General features: G+C 51.3%; 11 protein-coding genes. 5 read left to right on the top strand and 6 right to left on the bottom strand.

The genetic code is table 11. The features are described from left to right. Window positions 1–67: 67 nt before the first annotated feature. A complete protein-coding gene (locus LZ463_RS27560; RefSeq protein WP_241459536.1) occupies window positions 68–3505 on the bottom strand; it encodes a S8 family serine peptidase in 3438 nt (1145 codons plus the stop codon). Window positions 3506–3678: 173 nt separating this feature from the next. After that, a complete protein-coding gene (locus LZ463_RS27555) occupies window positions 3679–6090 on the bottom strand; it encodes a penicillin acylase family protein (protein WP_241459535.1) in 2412 nt (803 codons plus the stop codon). A 230-nt stretch (window positions 6091–6320) separates the two neighbouring features. Between LZ463_RS27555 and LZ463_RS27550 the strand changes: the two genes are divergently transcribed. Next, window positions 6321–6770: a MerR family transcriptional regulator gene (locus LZ463_RS27550; RefSeq protein ID WP_241459534.1), complete on the top strand. Its 450-nt coding sequence runs from the start codon at window positions 6321–6323 to the stop codon at window positions 6768–6770. Between the two features lie 2 nt (window positions 6771–6772). Here LZ463_RS27550 and prfH read toward each other — a convergent pair whose 3' ends face one another. From prfH to LZ463_RS27535, 3 genes are all read right to left on the bottom strand, one after another. Further along, a complete protein-coding gene (gene prfH, locus LZ463_RS27545; RefSeq protein WP_241459533.1) occupies window positions 6773–7399 on the bottom strand; it encodes a peptide chain release factor H in 627 nt (208 codons plus the stop codon). Next, window positions 7399–8592, bottom strand: coding sequence for an RNA ligase RtcB family protein (locus LZ463_RS27540; RefSeq protein ID WP_241459532.1), 1194 nt, complete (start codon window positions 8590–8592; stop codon window positions 7399–7401). Before LZ463_RS27540 ends, prfH begins: the two co-directional genes overlap by 1 nt. A 349-nt stretch (window positions 8593–8941) precedes the next feature. After that, window positions 8942–10135, bottom strand: coding sequence for a glycerophosphodiester phosphodiesterase (locus LZ463_RS27535; RefSeq protein WP_241459531.1), 1194 nt, complete (start codon window positions 10133–10135; stop codon window positions 8942–8944). Window positions 10136–10607: 472 nt separating this feature from the next. On the opposite strand from LZ463_RS27535, the gene LZ463_RS27530 reads away from it, so the two are divergent. Continuing rightward, complete coding sequence (locus tag LZ463_RS27530) at window positions 10608–11801, top strand: alpha/beta hydrolase family protein (protein ID WP_241459530.1); 1194 nt, start codon at window positions 10608–10610, stop codon at window positions 11799–11801. A gap of 190 nt (window positions 11802–11991) precedes the next feature. Here LZ463_RS27530 and LZ463_RS27525 read toward each other — a convergent pair whose 3' ends face one another. Then, entirely contained in the window at window positions 11992–13326 is a 1335-nt protein-coding gene (locus LZ463_RS27525) for an Ig-like domain-containing protein (protein ID WP_241459529.1), read from the bottom strand. 824 nt (window positions 13327–14150) lie between these two features. Between LZ463_RS27525 and LZ463_RS27520 the strand changes: the two genes are divergently transcribed. From LZ463_RS27520 to LZ463_RS27510, 3 genes are all read left to right on the top strand, one after another. Continuing rightward, entirely contained in the window at window positions 14151–15404 is a 1254-nt protein-coding gene (locus LZ463_RS27520) for a glycosyl hydrolase family 28 protein (RefSeq protein WP_241459528.1), read from the top strand. Window positions 15405–15530: 126 nt separating this feature from the next. Further along, window positions 15531–16580 (top strand): pectinesterase family protein, encoded by a 1050-nt coding sequence (locus tag LZ463_RS27515; protein WP_241459527.1) that lies wholly within the window; start codon window positions 15531–15533, stop codon window positions 16578–16580. 265 nt (window positions 16581–16845) lie between these two features. Then, the gene (locus tag LZ463_RS27510) at window positions 16846–17922 is read left to right on the top strand and encodes a hypothetical protein (protein ID WP_241459526.1); all 1077 of its coding nucleotides are present in this window, start codon (window positions 16846–16848) and stop codon (window positions 17920–17922) included. Window positions 17923–17939: the final 17 nt, after the last annotated feature.

The following is a 17939-nucleotide window of genomic DNA, read 5'->3' as shown; positions in this document are numbered from 1 at the left end:
ATCGATCTGATTGACAAAAAAATGGTCAGTGATGAACATTCTTGAGTCAATCAGCATTCATCTGTTTTCACGCCTGGTAAGTCAGGTAGTCAATACCGTTCTTGATCGCGGCAATCACCTGCGCCTGGTTTTCTGCACTTTCGGAAAAACTCGCCAGCAAACCTGCAGCATCAACATGGCCGCTGGACAATTCGGCTGTCCAGTAATCTACGCCTGCCTTGTCTGGTGCTCTGTGCAGTACGTTGGCATACATGGCGGCAATCAGGGTATCGTTGCTGGGTTTGCTGCCATACAGGGACTGGAACTCCTTGGATTGTACAAAGCCTGCTGCCACCATATTGAGACTGGTGCCCTTGTCCATCTGTCCCATCCAGTAACCAAGGCCTGCCAGGTCTGGTTTGCGTCCGAATGCTGCCTGGTAAATCCTGTATGCCTGCCCGGCAATGCCATTGACATCAAGTGCGACGGACATGTCGGAAAAATTCAAGCGCTCTATGTTGCTCAATGTGTCATTACCGTTTGCGCCGCTCACATTTTTTACGGTAAAGGTATTATTGCCAGCGGTAATCTGGTAATTGCTTCTTGCTGTGTCATACAAGGCTGTATCAAAGCCACTGCCACCGTCAATCACATCGTCACCCTTGCCGCCAACCAGGATGTCGTTGCCTGCACCGCCAGTCAGTGTGTCGTTACCACCCATGCCATACAGTATGCTGCCTTTTGCATTGGCAATCAGGGTGTCGTAACCATCGCCGCCATAGGCATTCTGTATGGTTGTTCCTTTGGCGATGGTCAGTGTGCCGCCATTCAGGTTTGATGCCGTGGCTCCGCTCAGGTCGATGCGGTTGTCCAGCCCCAGTGCGCCTGCATTGATGGTATCGATGCCGCCATTCGGGTCACTCAGGATACCGCGATTGGGATCGGCCTTGACCAGGTCAGGGAAGGCGCTGGTATAAATAAACGTATGATCGGTGCTGCTGTTATGGCCTATCAGGTCTATGCTCCAGCTGTCAAATGTACCTGTCGACAGGGCTGCCAGGTCGCGCACATTCAAAACCCAGTTACCGCGGGCAGATTCGCCCATGTCCAGTACGGTATCAAAAGTAAAGTGAACATTATCCTGGCTGGAACCCAATGCACTCAGGCTGCCCTTGGACGGGCGGTACATCAGATAGCTGGTTGTCCCGGTAGGCGAAGTCAGCACGACTTCAAGATCACCGATAAAGGTATGCGTGATATTGACTGTGACATCCACCCGCTCCACCATCATGTTGCTTGCAATATTGATGCTGCTGCTGACGCCGGTCTTGTTGTTGTCAGGGATGGCCAGTTTCACCGTCTGACTGGCGACGACATCCACAGTATTGGCGACTGTTTTGGCCGGTGTATTCCATGTTTCCGCCAGTCTGACTGCTGCCAGAGCATCAACCTGCCCAAAACCGGATGACTGAGTAACCGCTTCAAACTGCAAGCCGCCGCCATTCCAGTCTGTTGCCCCATTGTTGACCCAATTGCTGGCGTTGCCCGTCTGGTGTGCGGTATAAGCGAGTATCTGTTGTACATCGCGGTAGCCCAGTTGGGGATTGGCTTCCAGCATCAGCGCAATGATGCCAGAAACGATGGGGGCAGAAAACGATGTCCCATCTGCGAATGCGATGTCATTGGCATTTTCACCGGCTGTGCCGCTGCGGTCAGTCGTCATGATGCTGTTGGAGTCGCGGAAACCTGCTCCGCCAGGTGCAGATACCAGGATGGATGCGCCTGTCGTACTGAAATAGGAATCGCTGCCAAAATAGTCGGTAGAACCTACCGTGATGATGTAACGGCTGTTCTGGAAATTATGCAGATTGGTGTCATCCCCATAGCTGTATGAATTACCGGCAGACTGGACCACAATCGTGCCAAGACCATTGCGTCCTGTCGCTGCCAGGTCTTTTAGTGCGCTGAAGGCCGGAGCAAAATCAGGACTGTTGGCGTTGTCCAGGAAGGCCCAGTTAGTGCTGCTGGCAAGCAGATTGCCGTAACCCCAGGAATTATTCAATATGTCAAATGATTTGGCGTAGGCGAAGGCATTCCTGATTTCGGTCAGATATTTTTGTCCATACGCAGACGATGTGTAGATCGGTATCAGTTGCGCATTGTAGGCCGTACCGACCAGGCCTTTGCCATCACGGGCGGCAGCAATTACACCCGCTACCAGCGTGCCGTGATTATCGTCCGCCAGCACCGGCGAGCCGCCAGGTGTCAGGGTGTAGGCATTGACGCCAGGGCCGATGTTGGGGCGCAGGTCGCTGTTACTGCTGTCTATGCCTTGGTCAAAGACGGCTATCTTTACTCCCTTGCCTGTCGCATGGCTCCAGGCAAGCTCGGTCCTGGTCGTGAACAGATACCACTGATACTGGAAATACGGGTCGCTTGGCAAATAGCCGGCCGGACCATAGTCAGAACCGAAGATCACCCCCCAGGCATCTGCCTGCTTCGTGTTCTGCAGGGTGCCGCTAGGGTCATAATAGTTGGGTCGTATCGTTGCCCCCACAGCGTTGCTGAGGTTGAGCTCAAAAGCCAGGGCTGGCAACAGGTTGCTGTTGCCGATAATCGGCACTTTGACTGTGGCAGTTGTCGTGTTTGGCTGAAATGTCACGGTCTGGTTGACAGGCTGGTAGTCCACGCCGGACAGTGCAGTTTCGCCGAGGGTTTTAGCCGTAACAGTAACGGCTGTGGAAACCGCCGATGACAGTGTGAGTGTAAATACCATCTCGCTGTTGCCGCTGCTGTTGCGATTGATGTACTGATTGCTGACCTCTATCGTCGGCAATTGCACAGCCTGGGCATCACTGACCTTTAGTTGATATGTTCCGGTTTGCCGCATGGAATTGGAACTGATATCCAGATAATAGGTGCCCGTTACTGTAGGTGTGTAAGTCATGCTACCGCTGGCAGAAAATACCAGGGAGGGACCGTCTTCACGCGCATAAAGTTCCAGGAACGGGTCTGTCAGACTACCTCCCGTTTTACTGAACGTGTAGGTATGACCCGCTTGCAGCGCGACCATGTGCCAGTCAGCATCGGCCCAGGTTTCAATGGCTCCTGTTTTTGTCTGGCCCACGGTCAGCACGCTCGATGTACTGGCGCGGGCAACAAAGTCGTCACTGCTGCTGTTGATGGCTGTCAGCGAATAAATGCCGGTCGTACCGGCGCCCTGCACATCCCAGTAATAAGCGCCGCCAACAGCAGGCGTATAGTAGATGCCATTGCTGCCATTCCCGGTAACAGGAGCAGTATATAAAACCTTGCCTGTACTGTCGTGCAGCACCAGACTCAGGTTCATGCCGCTGGTCAGTGAATTCAGGGTGACGGTGTATTTCACTCCTGCCTGCATATCCATGCGGTACCAGTCGGTGTCTTGCGTCGTATCTATCTTGCCATAAACGATGCCGCTGGATTCGAGTGTTGCAAAAGTACTTGAACTACCTGGTACATCTATATTTTGTTCATACCACGGCATGGAAACTCTCAATTTTCTTGTTTGATGATGGATCCCATTTTAACAGTTGGCGATGAAATTTTTATGTCAAGCAGATATATGTATCGAGATATTTCTGCTTGTGTTGTCAATCATGTCAACACAAGAACGGGATTGCGCAAAAAAAAAGCAGATCACTTGATCTGCTGTGTGTTTTACGGAATCAGCGTTTGCCGGTTCTTGGCATTTGCCTCTACCTTGTCAGGTGCAAACCACCAGGGGCGACGCTGGTTTTGCGCCCATAGCTTTGCCATATCATTCTGGTGTGGCTGGAAGTGCCTTTCGTTGACACCACCCGCCATGGCGGCTTCGATCTTGTCCTTGTCACCAAAGTCCATGATAACCTGCATGGAGGCGAAGAAATTGCTTTCATACGGCTTCTGGAAATCATAAACCCCACGATTCACTGTTTCGCCGCTGCCCGAACGCTCTACGCTAAAGCCACCCAGCAATTCCTGACCGGCGCCATTGCGCCTCAGCGGACTGACAAAGCGTACGGTATGGGCTTTGCCCCAGCGCCATTGGGTGCTGTCCTTGCCTTGCGCGGCTTCGATCTCGGCACGTGCCAGCGGTGCAGCCTTGCGTATGACGTCGGCCAGGGTTTCGTGCCTGTCTTTTGTGCGCACGTCATCAAACCAGATGGAGTCGGGGTTGGCGATCAGGGTATCAAAGCGCTGCTGCCAGAAGTACCAGGTAGACAGCATGTCTTTGGCCACGTCCTCACCCAGCTCATCGCTGAAGGTGGCAATCACGACTTGCCGGTACAAGGCCTGGTATACGAGTGGTGCAGCCTGTTCGGCATCATCATTGCCGTCCCATTTTTTCAGGATATCTGCCAGGTCCTTGTTGGCAGCGTCGTTTTCCAGTGCGGCTATCAGGGCAGGGCGCAAGGCATCGGATTGCAGATTGCGATTGTCATGCATGAGCTTCCAGTGATCATCCACGGTCATTTTTTTTGCTGTCCCCAGCACCTGGCCTATGCGGGTATAGCGGTAGTTGGGTGAGACATAATTGGTGTAATACCAGGGAAAGTTTTCTGGCCGGGTGTCATGATTGGCAGTGCCGACCCAGGAACGCTCCGGGTTGTACATACCGGGCATCTGGTCCTTGGGAATGAAGCCGGTCCAGTCGTCACTGCCATCGGCTGGTGGCAAACGCGGGAAGCCGCCGTCTGCGCCGCTGCGTATCGGTACTGCGCCAGTGGCCCTGTGAGCAATTGCGCCCTGATCATCCCCAAAGACAAAATTGAACATCATCAAGTCGATTTTTTGTACTTCTTTGTCAAAGTCTTTGGCGCTGGCTGCAGTCAGCATGCCTTCTATGCCAATTTGCGGCTTCAAGACTTCTGCGTCAGTAGATCGCAGGACCAGCAGCTTGTCACCTGTCGGCCCCAGACCGGCATGGTCGGTGATCACTGGCCCGCGTTTGGTGTAGCGTATTTTCAGCGCTTGTTCCCTGAAGCCGCCAGGCGCAGACTTATCCTTGATGCGTATGCTTTCATTGATGACAGTAAACGGCACACTCTTGCTACCATCCATGTAATTGTCCTTGTTCGCCGGGTCCAGGGTTTCCACATACAGGTCTTGCACGTCACCATAAGCATTGGTGACACCAAAGGCCACATGCCTGGTACGGCCAACCATGATGCCTGGCATGCCGGGGAGGGCGGCGCCTATAGCCTGGATGTCAGGAGTGAACAAGCCTACCGGGTGCCAGGTCCCAGGTAATATGCGGTTGTCCAGATGCGGATCGTTGGCCACCATGACCTTGCCGGATTGCGATCGGCTGGGGCCGACAGCCCAGTTGTTCGAACCCAGTCCCTGATGATTCAGGGTTTCAGGTGCGATGTTCAAATCACTCCAGGCCAGGTTCAGTTGCGTTGCTTGTGTGCTGGTGCTCGGCGGTGCAGGGGGAGTCTTCCAGTCAGGGTTCACCGTCAGTGGGAAAATCTCGCGCGCCTTTTCCATGCCCAGATGATCAATCAGTTTCTGCGCCACCACTTCCGCCTTGAAGTTGGTGGAATGTGTGTAATGTACAAAATGCACCAGTGCCACCAGGTCAGCCACACGCCAGGCTTGTGGCACCAGGCCGACTGCCTTCAGTTCTATCGGGTGTTCATCCGGGTAAGACTTGATATAGGCATTGATGCCGTCAACGTAATATTGAAAATAGGCGCGTGATTCTGCACTGAGTTTTTCTGCATGGCGTTCGCCATTGCGATGTATGCCCAGCACACGCATGCGTATGTCACTGGGCAGGGTTTCTGCTCCCAGGCTGGCAGACAGTTCACCACGCCAGGTAGCACGGAATAACTCCATCTGCATCAGACGGTTTTGTGCCGTCACAAATCCCTGGGCGCGCAATAGGTCAGGCGTATTACTGGCGAAGATATAAGGTATGCCGAGTTCGTCACGCAGGACCTTGACGGGGGCTGTCAGGCCGACCAGTTTCATCTCTCCGTCAATTTGCGGATGGCCGGAACTGCGAAGCTTGAGATAACCAGCCGTACCGCCTAGCACCAGCAATACCAGCAGACTGCCCGCCGTGCGCTTGAAGATTTTATTCATGTAGTCTCCAGAGATAGTTTTTCTCTTTTTTTGTAAAAATAAGATGTAAAACATATTGCAACAATGTATTGCAACAAATTTAAGCACACGTATCATTTCGCATGCATATGCTGACGTCAAGTCCAAATCAGTAAATGTGCTGACTATTTGTGCAACAACAAAAAATTTGTGGATGTAGCTTAAAGCCTGGACTACACTCCAGGGTCAAGCATAGCCTCCATTTGACATCCATGAACATCAGCCAGTTTGCAAAAGCCTGCCAGGTATCGAGTGACACAGTGCGTTACTATGAAAAGCAGGGCATCATTGGACACGCTGCGCGGCAAGCCAATGGTTACCGCAAATACAGTGAGGCAGATGTGGAGTTGTTGCGGTTTGTGCGCGGCGCGCAGGCGCTGGGGTTTAGCCTGGCAGAGATACAGCTGATTTTGCCGCGCCTGGAAAAAGGCGACTTTGGTCGGGCCGATATAGAGCAACAGCTGTTAAGAAAAATGGCGCAGATAGATGAACATATGCGCCAGTTGAAGACCTTGAAAAAAGAGTTGCAGGCAACTTTTGCATCGTTAAGCTGCCCGCCAGGCCAGTCCGTATCAACAGCGCACAGCACCGCCACCGATACCGGCAGCGGTGCAGCTGCTGCTGTCAGCCGTCAACGCTTCAAGAAAGCAGCAAGCAAATAAAATTACCTGGCTTGTTCCTTGAATTCCATGCCAACGAATATACGTTTTGCATTACCCCTTTCCGTATCATGATGCTGCATGCGTCTTTCGGCCCTGCTGTCGCGTTCGTTTGCGCTGTTCAATTCCTCCAGTTTACTGCTTAGCAGTTGGGTGGCGAGGCGCTTGTTGGCAAACTGGCTGCGTTCTGTCTGTACCTTGACTGAAATGCCGGTAGCAATATGGGTGGCCCGTATGGCGCTGTCGGTTTTGTTGACATGCTGTCCGCCTGGTCCAGATGCACGGGTAGCCTCATAACGTATTTCACTGTCCGGTATGTCTTTGCCAGGTAAAAATGTCCGGCAGCCTATGAACCAGTTCTTGCGTTTATGTCCCGGCCGATAGGGGCTGGCACATATCCACAGCAGGCTACCCTGCCAGGCATTGGCCAGGATTTGCGCTGCATCACCGCTGGCCTGCAATTCCAGCAGTACAGAGCGTAAGCTGCCAGAGTAAGGGCCGTCAACTTCTTCCAGGATACGTACTTGTACACCGACCTTGCCTGCTTCTTTCTGCAATTTGTGCAAAGCCTTGACGACAGCCAGACAACATTCTGCCGGACCGGTATTGGATGTGATTTGCAGATACAGCATCAGCAGCACTCCCCACGTGTTTTGTAAGTCAGCAATGGTTTGCTGCGCGCCACGACCTTGACCAGTTTGGCGCCGAGCAGGCAGTCAAGGACGGTATCAAGGTTTTTGTATGCCTGTGGCGCTTCTTCATAGATCAGGGCGCGGTCAGCGCAGATTACTCGGCTGCCCAGTTCAGTGCGGCTCAGTTGTTCTGGTGTTGCCAGTCGGAACAGACGGTCCTTGCAATCGGTGCGCTGCCATTTGCGCCCGGCGCCGTGCGCCAGGGAAGCCAGACTGTCTGCGGCCTGGCTTACATCAGGCTGCAGCAGGTAGCTGTAGTCACCGCGCGACCCCGGCAACATCACCAGGCCCTGGTCACTGGGGCTGGCCCCCTTGCGATGCAGCCACAAGCTCTGACCTGCATTGTGTACCGGTGTCACCAGGTTGTGATGCACATCCAGTATCATCTCTCCCTTGCAACGCAGGCGACGCAAGATGCGTGCGGCAATCAGGGCGCGATTCAGTGCCGCATATGATAAGGCCGCATCATGTTTGCGCAAATAGTCTGCTGCTGCAGGACTGTCACTGACCAGGCCGGCGTGACTGTAGCCATCGACATGCTGGCGCAATATGAATTGCCCAAGACCACGCGAGCCGCTGTGTACCAGCAACTGCACACGCTTGTAGTGCAAACCTGCGTGATCATAGACATCTGCATTATCAACCCGGTCAGTGACTTGTAGTTCGGCGAAATGATTGCCTCCACCGATAGTGCCCAGTGAGCGCATCTGTAATAGGTCCAGACCGGCAGCCTGCAGGGCTGTGCTGACCAGTTCTTTTTCAGCCAGCAGTTGTGGATGATGTTCTGCCAGTTGCGACCATTCACTGTCATCCACAGGCTGATCAAGATTGCCAATCTGTTTGTCGAGTTTATCAAGTTTGACCTTGGCAATAGCCAGGTCAGTCTGATACAGACTCATGCCGCAGCCTATGTCATTACCGACCAGGGCAGGGTAAAAATGATCTTGTGATAAAAATGCGGCACCAACCGGGTAACCACGCCCCGGATGCAGGTCCGGCAAGCCGACCACGCTGACCATGTGTGCCAATTGTGCTGTAGTCTTGAGTTGCTGTATCGCGCTGTCTTCAAGCCACAGACGGTCTGATGCGATCACGGATACGCGCTCAGACAAATGCTGGATAAAATTGCCCATGTAGGAATTCCAAAAATAAAGAGTAAGGAATTGGGCACTGGATAGATACAGTCAACCATCAGCCTGAGCTGACAGCTATTGCGTATCTTGAATTGCTTGCAGTGAACGCGTTTGATGTATTCGAAACACGCCGTAAAAATTTTTTAGCGCAGGCAGCAGAAAACCAGACCCAAAGCAGGAGAGAGGTTTTGTAGTTGTCGCATGTACTTCTCCTTTCAATAGGTGATGGATCGGGTTAATAGAGGACCTTGATATTAGCCGACAGCTTTTAGGTTTGGCAAGAACTTTTTAACCGCAAAAGCATAAGGGCCTTTTGCGGTTAAAAAAGTGGATAAAAATTGCCCGTGTATCAGCGGTTCAATTCTTTCAGATAATCAGCGCGTGCAGCCAGGGCTGTGTCAGAAAAATCAGAGAACATGCCATCGACACCAAGGCGGAAGAATTGCAGGTATTCCGCTTTAGGGTCACCGTTATAATTGGCTGCCAGACGGCGTTTTTCATTGCGGAAGGTGTAAGGGTGCACCAGCAAACCTGCCTTGTGCGCATCGCTGACCAGGCTGGTTGGGGCCAGGGTGGTGGCATCAGTTTCATTGATCTTGCCGTCACCATTGACGTCAACCACCTTGCCATCGGCACCAACCGTGCCCTTGACGCTGACAATGTAGCGCTTCCATGGCCCTATGCCATCTGCGTAGGTTTTGATTTCTGCCAGACCGGCGGGAGTCACCATGTCGCTGAACAGGCGCTTGTCACCGGCCAGTGCCCAGTCATAAGGGCGGTCGTAGGGGGCTGCAAACGTCAGGGCACCGGTTTTCAGGTCAACATCATCAGCATCGATCAATTGCACCAGTTTGACGTTCAAGCCTTTCTTACGCATTTCTTTCAGGCTGCCTGGCTCAAATGATTGTACGAAGATCGGCGCATTTTTGTCATTCCAGCCCGCCTTGATGATCAGGTCTATCAGCTTGTCTTCCAGCGGCAAGCCAAGAGCACGGTGATAGCTGGGGTTTTTTGTTTCAGGGTAGACAGATATCGTGCGGCCGGTTTCCTTGGACTTGGCTTTGACGAGGTCGATGATTTCCTGGAAACTGACTATCTTGTACAGACCATTGTATTGCTGTGGACGCTCAGCGTCGGTGGAAATGCCGCCCAGGGTCTTGATTTCTGCAAAGGTGAAATCACTGGCGAACCAGCCTGTCTGCACTTCGCCATCGACGGATACGGTTTTCTTGCGCGACGCAAATTCAGGATGTTTATCTACGTCGGTACTGTAGGCCAGGTTGGGATCATGACGGGCAATCAGTACACCATCTTTGGTTGAAATCAGGTCTGGCTCTATCGCGTCGGCGCCGAGTTCAATCGCCTTGACATAGGCTTCATAGGTTTCTTCCGGCAGGTAGCCGGAAGCGCCGCGATGGGCCACGATGAAGGGTTGGTCACCATTCAGGGGCAGGAAGGGCTGGATACCGTTACCGCCGCAGGCACTGAGCAAACCCAGCAGGGAAGTAGCCAATATCAGTTTGGGAAAAGGTGCACTTAACATATGCCGTCTCTGGTTAAAAAACCGTGAAGATATAAGTTGAGTATGACGGGCTGATGACAGTAACAGACTATTACAGATGCGATGGCAGGCTGGCTTTGCTCCGGTATTTTGGCGATGTTTCGATCGTTGCCATCAAGGGGATACACATGATTTTTCGCGGTATTGATTTGCTTTTGCCAATGCCAGCGATGTTGTTGATTTTCTTGATAAGGATGAAAATATCGCGACCATGTTGCAGTGAAAGAATTGAATGCGGCAACAATTTACTTTCCAGATGACTGACCATTTCCCGGTCTGGATACAGGTCAAGACAAATATAGAAGGTTTCCGTCTTGACCAGATCATCCAGGCAAAATCCAGATAGGCAATAGATAGGCACTATTTGCGACTATATTGTCATCCACACGGGTTGATCAATCGTTATATGATGATTGGGTCTGCTTGCTACTGGTCTGGTCATATGGAAAAGAATATGAAAACTCGCTTCTTAAATAACTTATATCCCATGACGGCAAGCTGTCTTGCCTTGTGTTTAAGCATGGCCGGTTGCGGTGGCGGTGGTTCGTCGAATAACGGGCCAGGGCCGGTCACCGCGCCCGAAGTCAGCAATCCGCCAGGTGCCGGGCATTTTGAGGCAGCCACCTTCATCAAGACCATTAGCGCCAGCGATGTGGCCGCCGCCCTGCCCAAAGACGTGGCGTCCGGTGTGACCCCGCTGTATGCAGTTGATGCCTACAAGATCACCTATACCACGACAGACTCTGCCAGCCGCAGTGTCACGGCGTCCGGCCTGGCATTGATACCGCGCAAATCTGCCAGCGTGGTCAGCCCTGTGCTTGCCTACCAGCACGCCACCATCAAGACCGATGCCGAAGCACCCAGCAATCACGCTACCCCGGATGAGCCTGCGGTGCTGTTTGCTGCAATGGGCTATATTGTCAGTGCGGCTGACTATGTCGGCTATGGCAGCACCAAAGGCATGCCGCATCCCTATCTGCTGGCAGCACCAACGGCCAATTCCGTTGTCGATTTCATGACTGCCACGTCACGCTGGCGCCAGACCAGGTCAATTGCGGACAATGGGCAATTGTTCATGACAGGTTATTCGGAAGGCGCCTATGCGACTGCGGCAACTTTGCGCCTGATGACGCAAAACAAGGCAGCGCTGCCTGTTGTTACCTATGTTGGTGCTGGCCCTTACGATGTGACGCTGACATTGAATGCGATGCTAAGTGCCGTACGCCAGCAGAACCCCATAGTCGGCGCTTTGATCAGCCCGGGTTTCCTGAAAAATCTGGGCGCCAATGACAGGGCCAATGTCCGCAATCTGCTGCTGTCCAGCGCACTGGGCAGCCAGAGTGACATCAGCTTTGATCCGGCCTTTCTTGATAACTTCCTCAATGATGATACGGCTGCCATTGCCGCGCAAAGCAATGTGTATGACTGGACACCGCAATCAGCGATCAGTTTCTTCCATGGACGCGATGATACGACTGTACCTTACGGAAATACCGACTCCATTTTTAACGCCATGAGCAAGCGTGGTGCCGGGAGTTTGATAGACCGCACGGACTGTACAGTCAAACCGGCTGAACACATACCCTGCGTGCCATCTTTCCTGGTCAATGATATCAAGCGCATGGGGGCACTGGCGAAAGGTTTGTAAGGTTTGCTGATGAAATCGGGGATGTGGAACTGCAGGTATAAAACTGGGAGATTTGAGACTGGGGAGTAATTACCCGAGATCGAACTTCACTGGCGGGTAAGAATGGGATTTGATACGTGGTGGTACTAGATAGCTATCGAAACTTCATCGTGCCCCGGATTGTTGATCCAGGCTTGAACTGCACAGGTATTTAATTTGTTGCTGAAAGAATGTTGATCTTTGCACTGACGGTAGCGCGACCATAGCTGACTGTGTAGCTGAAAAAATCTGCGCCCGTGTAACCGGGTTCCGGTGTGTAAGTCACCGTGTCACCATTAAGCGTCGCCGTACCGCGCAATGGGCTCGATGCCAATCGGTAGCTGAGCTTGCCATTATTACCTATCGCTCCTTTCAGGCTGATCGTCGTTGCCGCGCCACTGTTGCTGGCGCTGACATTCGCGGCACGCAGACCTTCATACTGTTTGACGAAACGCACTCCGCCGTTCACTGTCACCATCAGCACGGAACCATCCCTGGACAGCTTGGTACGCCCCTGAACGTAGGCGTTATTGCCGTTGGAGGTAAATGTATCTTCAAAATCATAGCTCGATACCTGCTTGAGCGTATTGGCGTCGTAGACCTTGACCTCACGCGTCTGCGCCCATGGGAAGTAGATCAGGTTTTCAACCGGGTGATAGGCAACACCAACTGGTTGTGGGCCGGCATACTGGCCTATTGTGCCAATCTTGCTGTAATTGGCGCCAAAAATCTGTGTACCAAAATAGGTGGGTATGGCGATCTGCGTACCATTACTGTTCGCGGCGATTTCATAGTTGAATGCCGACGTGCCGGTCTGGTAATCGGTAAAGCGCTTCAGGCTGGCATTGAGCACATCATAACGCCCCCAGGAGCCGGAAGAGATGTTGGATTCTGCAAACGAAACGACGGCGCCATTGCCGCTGGTGGACAACATGGTGTTTTGCCTGTAGGTATTGTCAGGGTAAGCATTGCCAACTTTGTTCCAGGTCCATGTGATCGGGTCCAGGCGTCGCAATGGCACCCAACCAGAACCGGCAAACTGTGAAGAAGCAAATATGCTGCCGTCACCTGCATAAGCAACCGACCAAAGACCGTTTTCCATGAACTCCTTGTTCATGGGGATTTTATTGACGGTCTGGCAGCCGCAACTGGCGCCCCCCAGATTGATCAGATAAACCCATTGCGTTGTTGCGTCTGATGTCTGGTCAGCGACCACCAGGGTCTGACCATCTGGCGAAATATCTATGCCCTTCAACTGTGCCTTGGGTTCGTTGGCACTGGTGGAGCCGAGCACAAAGGGTGACAGCATCTGACCGCTGGCTATATCGTAACGCAGCACCTGGTTACTGTCGGTAACATAAATAATATTGCGGCTTGCATCGTGCAGCATGTCGACACGATTGGCTGATGGAATGAGTGTGCCGGCTGCATAAGCACCAGATGCCGACATCATCAAGGCAGTAATGGATGTGATGATATTTGCGAGTACATTTTTTTTAAAAGCCATAGAAAATTCCTTATATAAATTGAAGAAATGCCCGTGAATACAATGCAATAAATTGCATTTAAGGCATCGACAGAATATCGTTAGCATGACTCTGGAGCAAATTTTTATTTGCCGGATTTTATTGGTTTGGGCACTTGAAAAAATGCGCTGTTTTTAGAGTGCAAGCAGTTGTTTCATGTCGAATAAATCCGCTTTATCTGGAGCAGATATGGCGATAAAAACTGGCGTTTTCTTTGTGCTGAATGTCTGAAGAAATCGCTCCTGTCTGATTTCACTCCATGAAGAATTTGGTCTCGCCGCCAGACCTGAAATGCGTGTGAGCAGATGCAGGCATCAGTTATTGTTTACCCAGGGTGAAGCAGTGTAATAACGGGCGCAAAGATGTGATTGAAATCTGTGAAATGATGAGAAATGTGCAGCGCCAATAGACAGATAAATGTACATCTTTCGAGCTGCATCTTTAATTCAGGGTATCGGGTTTGCATGCATCATATGGTCTGGCCAGGACAGTGGATATGTCTTCAGCAAAAAGGTTTTGTGGACAGGCAGTAAAGGCAAGGCGGCGGGCAATATGGAAACAGCGACAGACCATGAACATGGGTTTTCTTCCAGACCGCACTTCAGTCACAAGCAGGTCAATGATCTTTTCGGCGTACATACGAGCATGCCAAATCTGGCAGAAACAACAATCTCTCCTTGACAACGGTAACAGAAATACCTATAACGTTACCTGATATTGGTTGGACCAATTTAATATTGGACCGGCCAATATCCTTGTTTCTCAAGATATTTTCATAATCATAATATTTATATAGGGGACTTTTATGACTGCAATTAATGCACTTCGCTTCTATAGTTTAACCACTGCACTACTCGTATTTTCGGCATCTGCCGGGGCGCAGACCCTGGCAACCGGGGACAGTCGCACAGTCACCGAACCGACCTACCCTGGCGTTTGCGATACAATTCCCGCCCAGTTCTCCAGCTCGCAGCGCGCCTCTCCACCATCTACTGACGATACAGTGCGTTTGCAAAACGCGTTAACCAAATGTAAAGGAACAGGGAAAAGCGTTGTGCTTACGGCTTCAGGTTCCAGCAATGCCTTCTACAGTAATAGCCTGAACATTGATGGGGCAAGCCTGGTCATCAATGCCGGTGTCACGTTGTATGGAAATAACAGTTATGCAAGCAATCCGCAGTTCATCCTGTTCAACGGCACAAATGCTTCTTTGATGGGCCCTGGCACAGTCGATGGTCGTGGTGATATTCTGAGCGGTAGTTCGCGTCTGGTGCAGGCAAAAAACATCACCAATTTCACTGTTTATAACGTCACCCTCAAGGAATCTGTTTTCCCGAATCTGTACGTTGAGGGAGGCAACGGTTTCACGGCATGGAAAGTAGTAATACGTACACCGTCTACCCGTACCAATGCCGATGGTATTGATATTGACAGCCTCACCAATGCGACGGTAGCCAACTCTTCCATCGAAGCAGGCGATGATGGTATTGCAGTCAAAACCAATTCTGGCAATGCCTCAAACATTACCGTTCGAAACAGCCAGCTGTATGGCACACATGGTCTTTCGATTGGCAGTATTTATAAAAATGCCGTATCAAATGTCCTGTTCAAGAATAACTATGTGTATGGTGCTGATCTCTCTGGAACCACATCTGCCAATGCCAATGCGATCAATATCAAGACTGGTCCCTGTGCTTTGACAGTCAGCAAAGTCAGCTATGTCAATACCTGTATAACCGGTGCAAAACATCTGATTATCATGGACACGAATTATCATGCTTGCCCTGTATCCGGCGGCACGCCGTCGCTGTCAAATATTGTTGTCAACGGCGCCTATGCAACCTCGTCGGTGTCAGGCGCCTATACCCGGATAGATGGCCGTAACGCCAGCTTCCCTGTCAACGCCTATCTGGCACATGTCAATCTGGATGCAACGGCGCAAAGTGGTGACCAGTATGCCAATGTCGGTCTCAATGACTCAAATGACATCCCGTCCGGAACGGGAGTTACCACGAGTAACTTCACAATGAGCGGTGCAGTCCCAAGTTGCAAATTCTGAGTTTTTATTCATTTAACTCTACGTCTGGGTGAATAAAAGATTAGCTCCATAAGCAGATTAAGCAGTGACTTCAGATTACTACAATAGCCGGGACATGGTCATCATGTCCCGGTATAGGGAGATAACATGAAAGAAAAGAACCGTGTGTGGCAAATTGTACTTGTCGCCACTTTTTTACTGGGCAGTGCAGCAAGCCATGCCATCACGAAAGTCACTGTTGGCGGTACCGGTCCAGGTCATTACACAAGCATCCAGGCCGCTGTCAACGCATTACCGGCAAATGGCGGCGAGATAGACCTGACACCCGGGACATACACGGAACAGGTAACAATTACCAAACCCAATGTACGGTTGATAGGCCAGGGTGCACACGCCACGTCCACCGTCATCACCCAAAGTTATTGGGCGCAAAAATCCAATGGCAGTGGCGGGACAGTGGGAGATAAAGGATCATCAACAGTCATTGTCACGGGCGCGGGATTTTTCGCCAATAACATCACCATTCAAAATACTTATACCCAGGATGGGCATGCTGAAACACAGGCACTTGCACTGTTTCTTGCCTCTGATAAATCCGTACTGCGCAATGTGCATCTTATAGGGCGGCAAGATACCTTGTATGTCGGCAGTCTGGGTTGCTCTTCGACTACCTGCACGCCAGCCCGGTCGTACTTTTATGGCGTAACCATCGAAGGTAATGTCGATTTCATTTTTGGTGATGGGGCTGCCGTATTCGACAATTGCGTCATCGTTGCTGACCAGCATGGAAGCTTGAGCGGAGAGGTCACCATTACCGCGCAAAACAGGCATTTTACGAATTATCTTAGCGGCTATGTTTTTTATAACAGCACCATTTCCAGTAACCCGAAGACAGGTTTGACTAGTGCATATCTGGGGCGCCCATGGGGGGCTTTGGCTTCCAATATATTCATCAACACCAATATACAGGCGCCAGTTAATGCAGCAGGGATGATTGAATTCACTCCTGGCTCAACCAACAATTTGCCAACGTCCTTTTTTGCCGAGTATGGCTCTTCTGGCCCTGGTGCTGCAGGATTCACTGCAAAAACCAGGGAAAAATACACTGTTTATCTGACGTCTTCACAGACCACGCAATACCAGCCGGATAATTTTCTTGCAGGCTCCGACGGCTGGATTCCCACGTCTGTTTTCTAGTGTAGTGTTGCACGGATTTGTAAAGATGGGGCGGCGCGAAAGACGTATTTTCATGTCGCAAGAAGGGGGACAGCATTACTAGTGGGCTGTCACAGTGAAAAGCGAATTGCCTGCCATGCGCGCGACGACCAGGGCGGCGTTGCAAATACTCGCGATAGCCCCGCTATCGCTGCGTTTATTTGCCAACACCTTGCCTTGCCCTGATTCGCCGGGCACATGTCCTTCACTTCAGCTTTCACTGTGACAGTCCGTATGGTGTTGATTATTGAATGGTATTTTTTGTCCATGCACGAAAGTACAGAAAACATGGCTGCCAATAGTTTGGCAAGCCATTAAACCAGTAATTTATACACAAATTTCCATGTTCATTTTATCCAAAGCCCATTCAACCAAACACTATAGAAGACTTGCTTCTGTCGTCATCTTGCTGGCTATTATTCTGCTATTGATGCAATATTTTTGGCATGAGGAACCGAAAGAGGTGGCGCCAATACGTGCAAAGGAAAATTCGCCAGTCATGGTATTGGGTCCCGGTCAGATGACGCTGCCCGTCAATGATGTAGAAGTTTCATTTTCGCCGAGTGATAGTCGCTTGCTGCCTTCAGGGCTGGCTACTGAAAACCAGCAACTGGTCATCAATAGCGCCTTGCTGGATGTCATCAATTTTTTCTTGCTGGAACAAGTTTCAACAGACCGGGTAAATGCATTACGCAGCCATCTCAAGAGTGTGCTCCCACCCCCTGCATATAATGAAGCAATGCTCATCGCCGGACACTACCTGGATTACATGAAAGCGCATGATGATTTATTGGTGGCGCATAATCTGGGTAGTATCGGCAAAGACATAACGCTGCAAGGGATCCGGCGTATCAGCACATGGCGCGATCAGCGGGACCGCTTGCGGCGGGCTTATCTGGGGGAGGCGGTCGTACAGGTGTGGTACCAGAATGACGATGCGCAGCTGACTCAGATGTTGAATGAGTTGGCACAACTCAAAGACGATACCTTGCAAGAGAAAAGTCAGGATGCATTCTCAACTGAAGAGCAGCCAAGTATTTCCCGGCCGCCGACCTGGACCAGCAAAAGCGATGAGTCGCGCCATGACAGGTATGTGCAATGGGTGCTTGACAAGGCTACTCGCAGTTTCAATAGCTGGGCAAGCACGGGGCCACAACTGGCAAACCGGCTTACTGGCTACTTGAATGCTGCTGGCCAGATCAATCAAAATCGCCAACTCAATTTTTCTGAACGCACCATTCAGATCCAGGAACTCTTGATCAAATCTTTTCCTGTTGAAGCAGAGCGGCAACGTGCACGAGATTTGATGTTCCCAACGCATTGAACTATTTTTAGGGAATA

It is taken from the genome of Undibacterium paludis, from assembly GCF_022568815.1.
Taxonomy (GTDB): Bacteria; Pseudomonadota; Gammaproteobacteria; order Burkholderiales; family Burkholderiaceae_D; genus Undibacterium.
The sequence above is the reverse complement of the archived record's forward strand: the minus strand, read 5'-3'. Positions and strand labels throughout refer to the sequence as shown.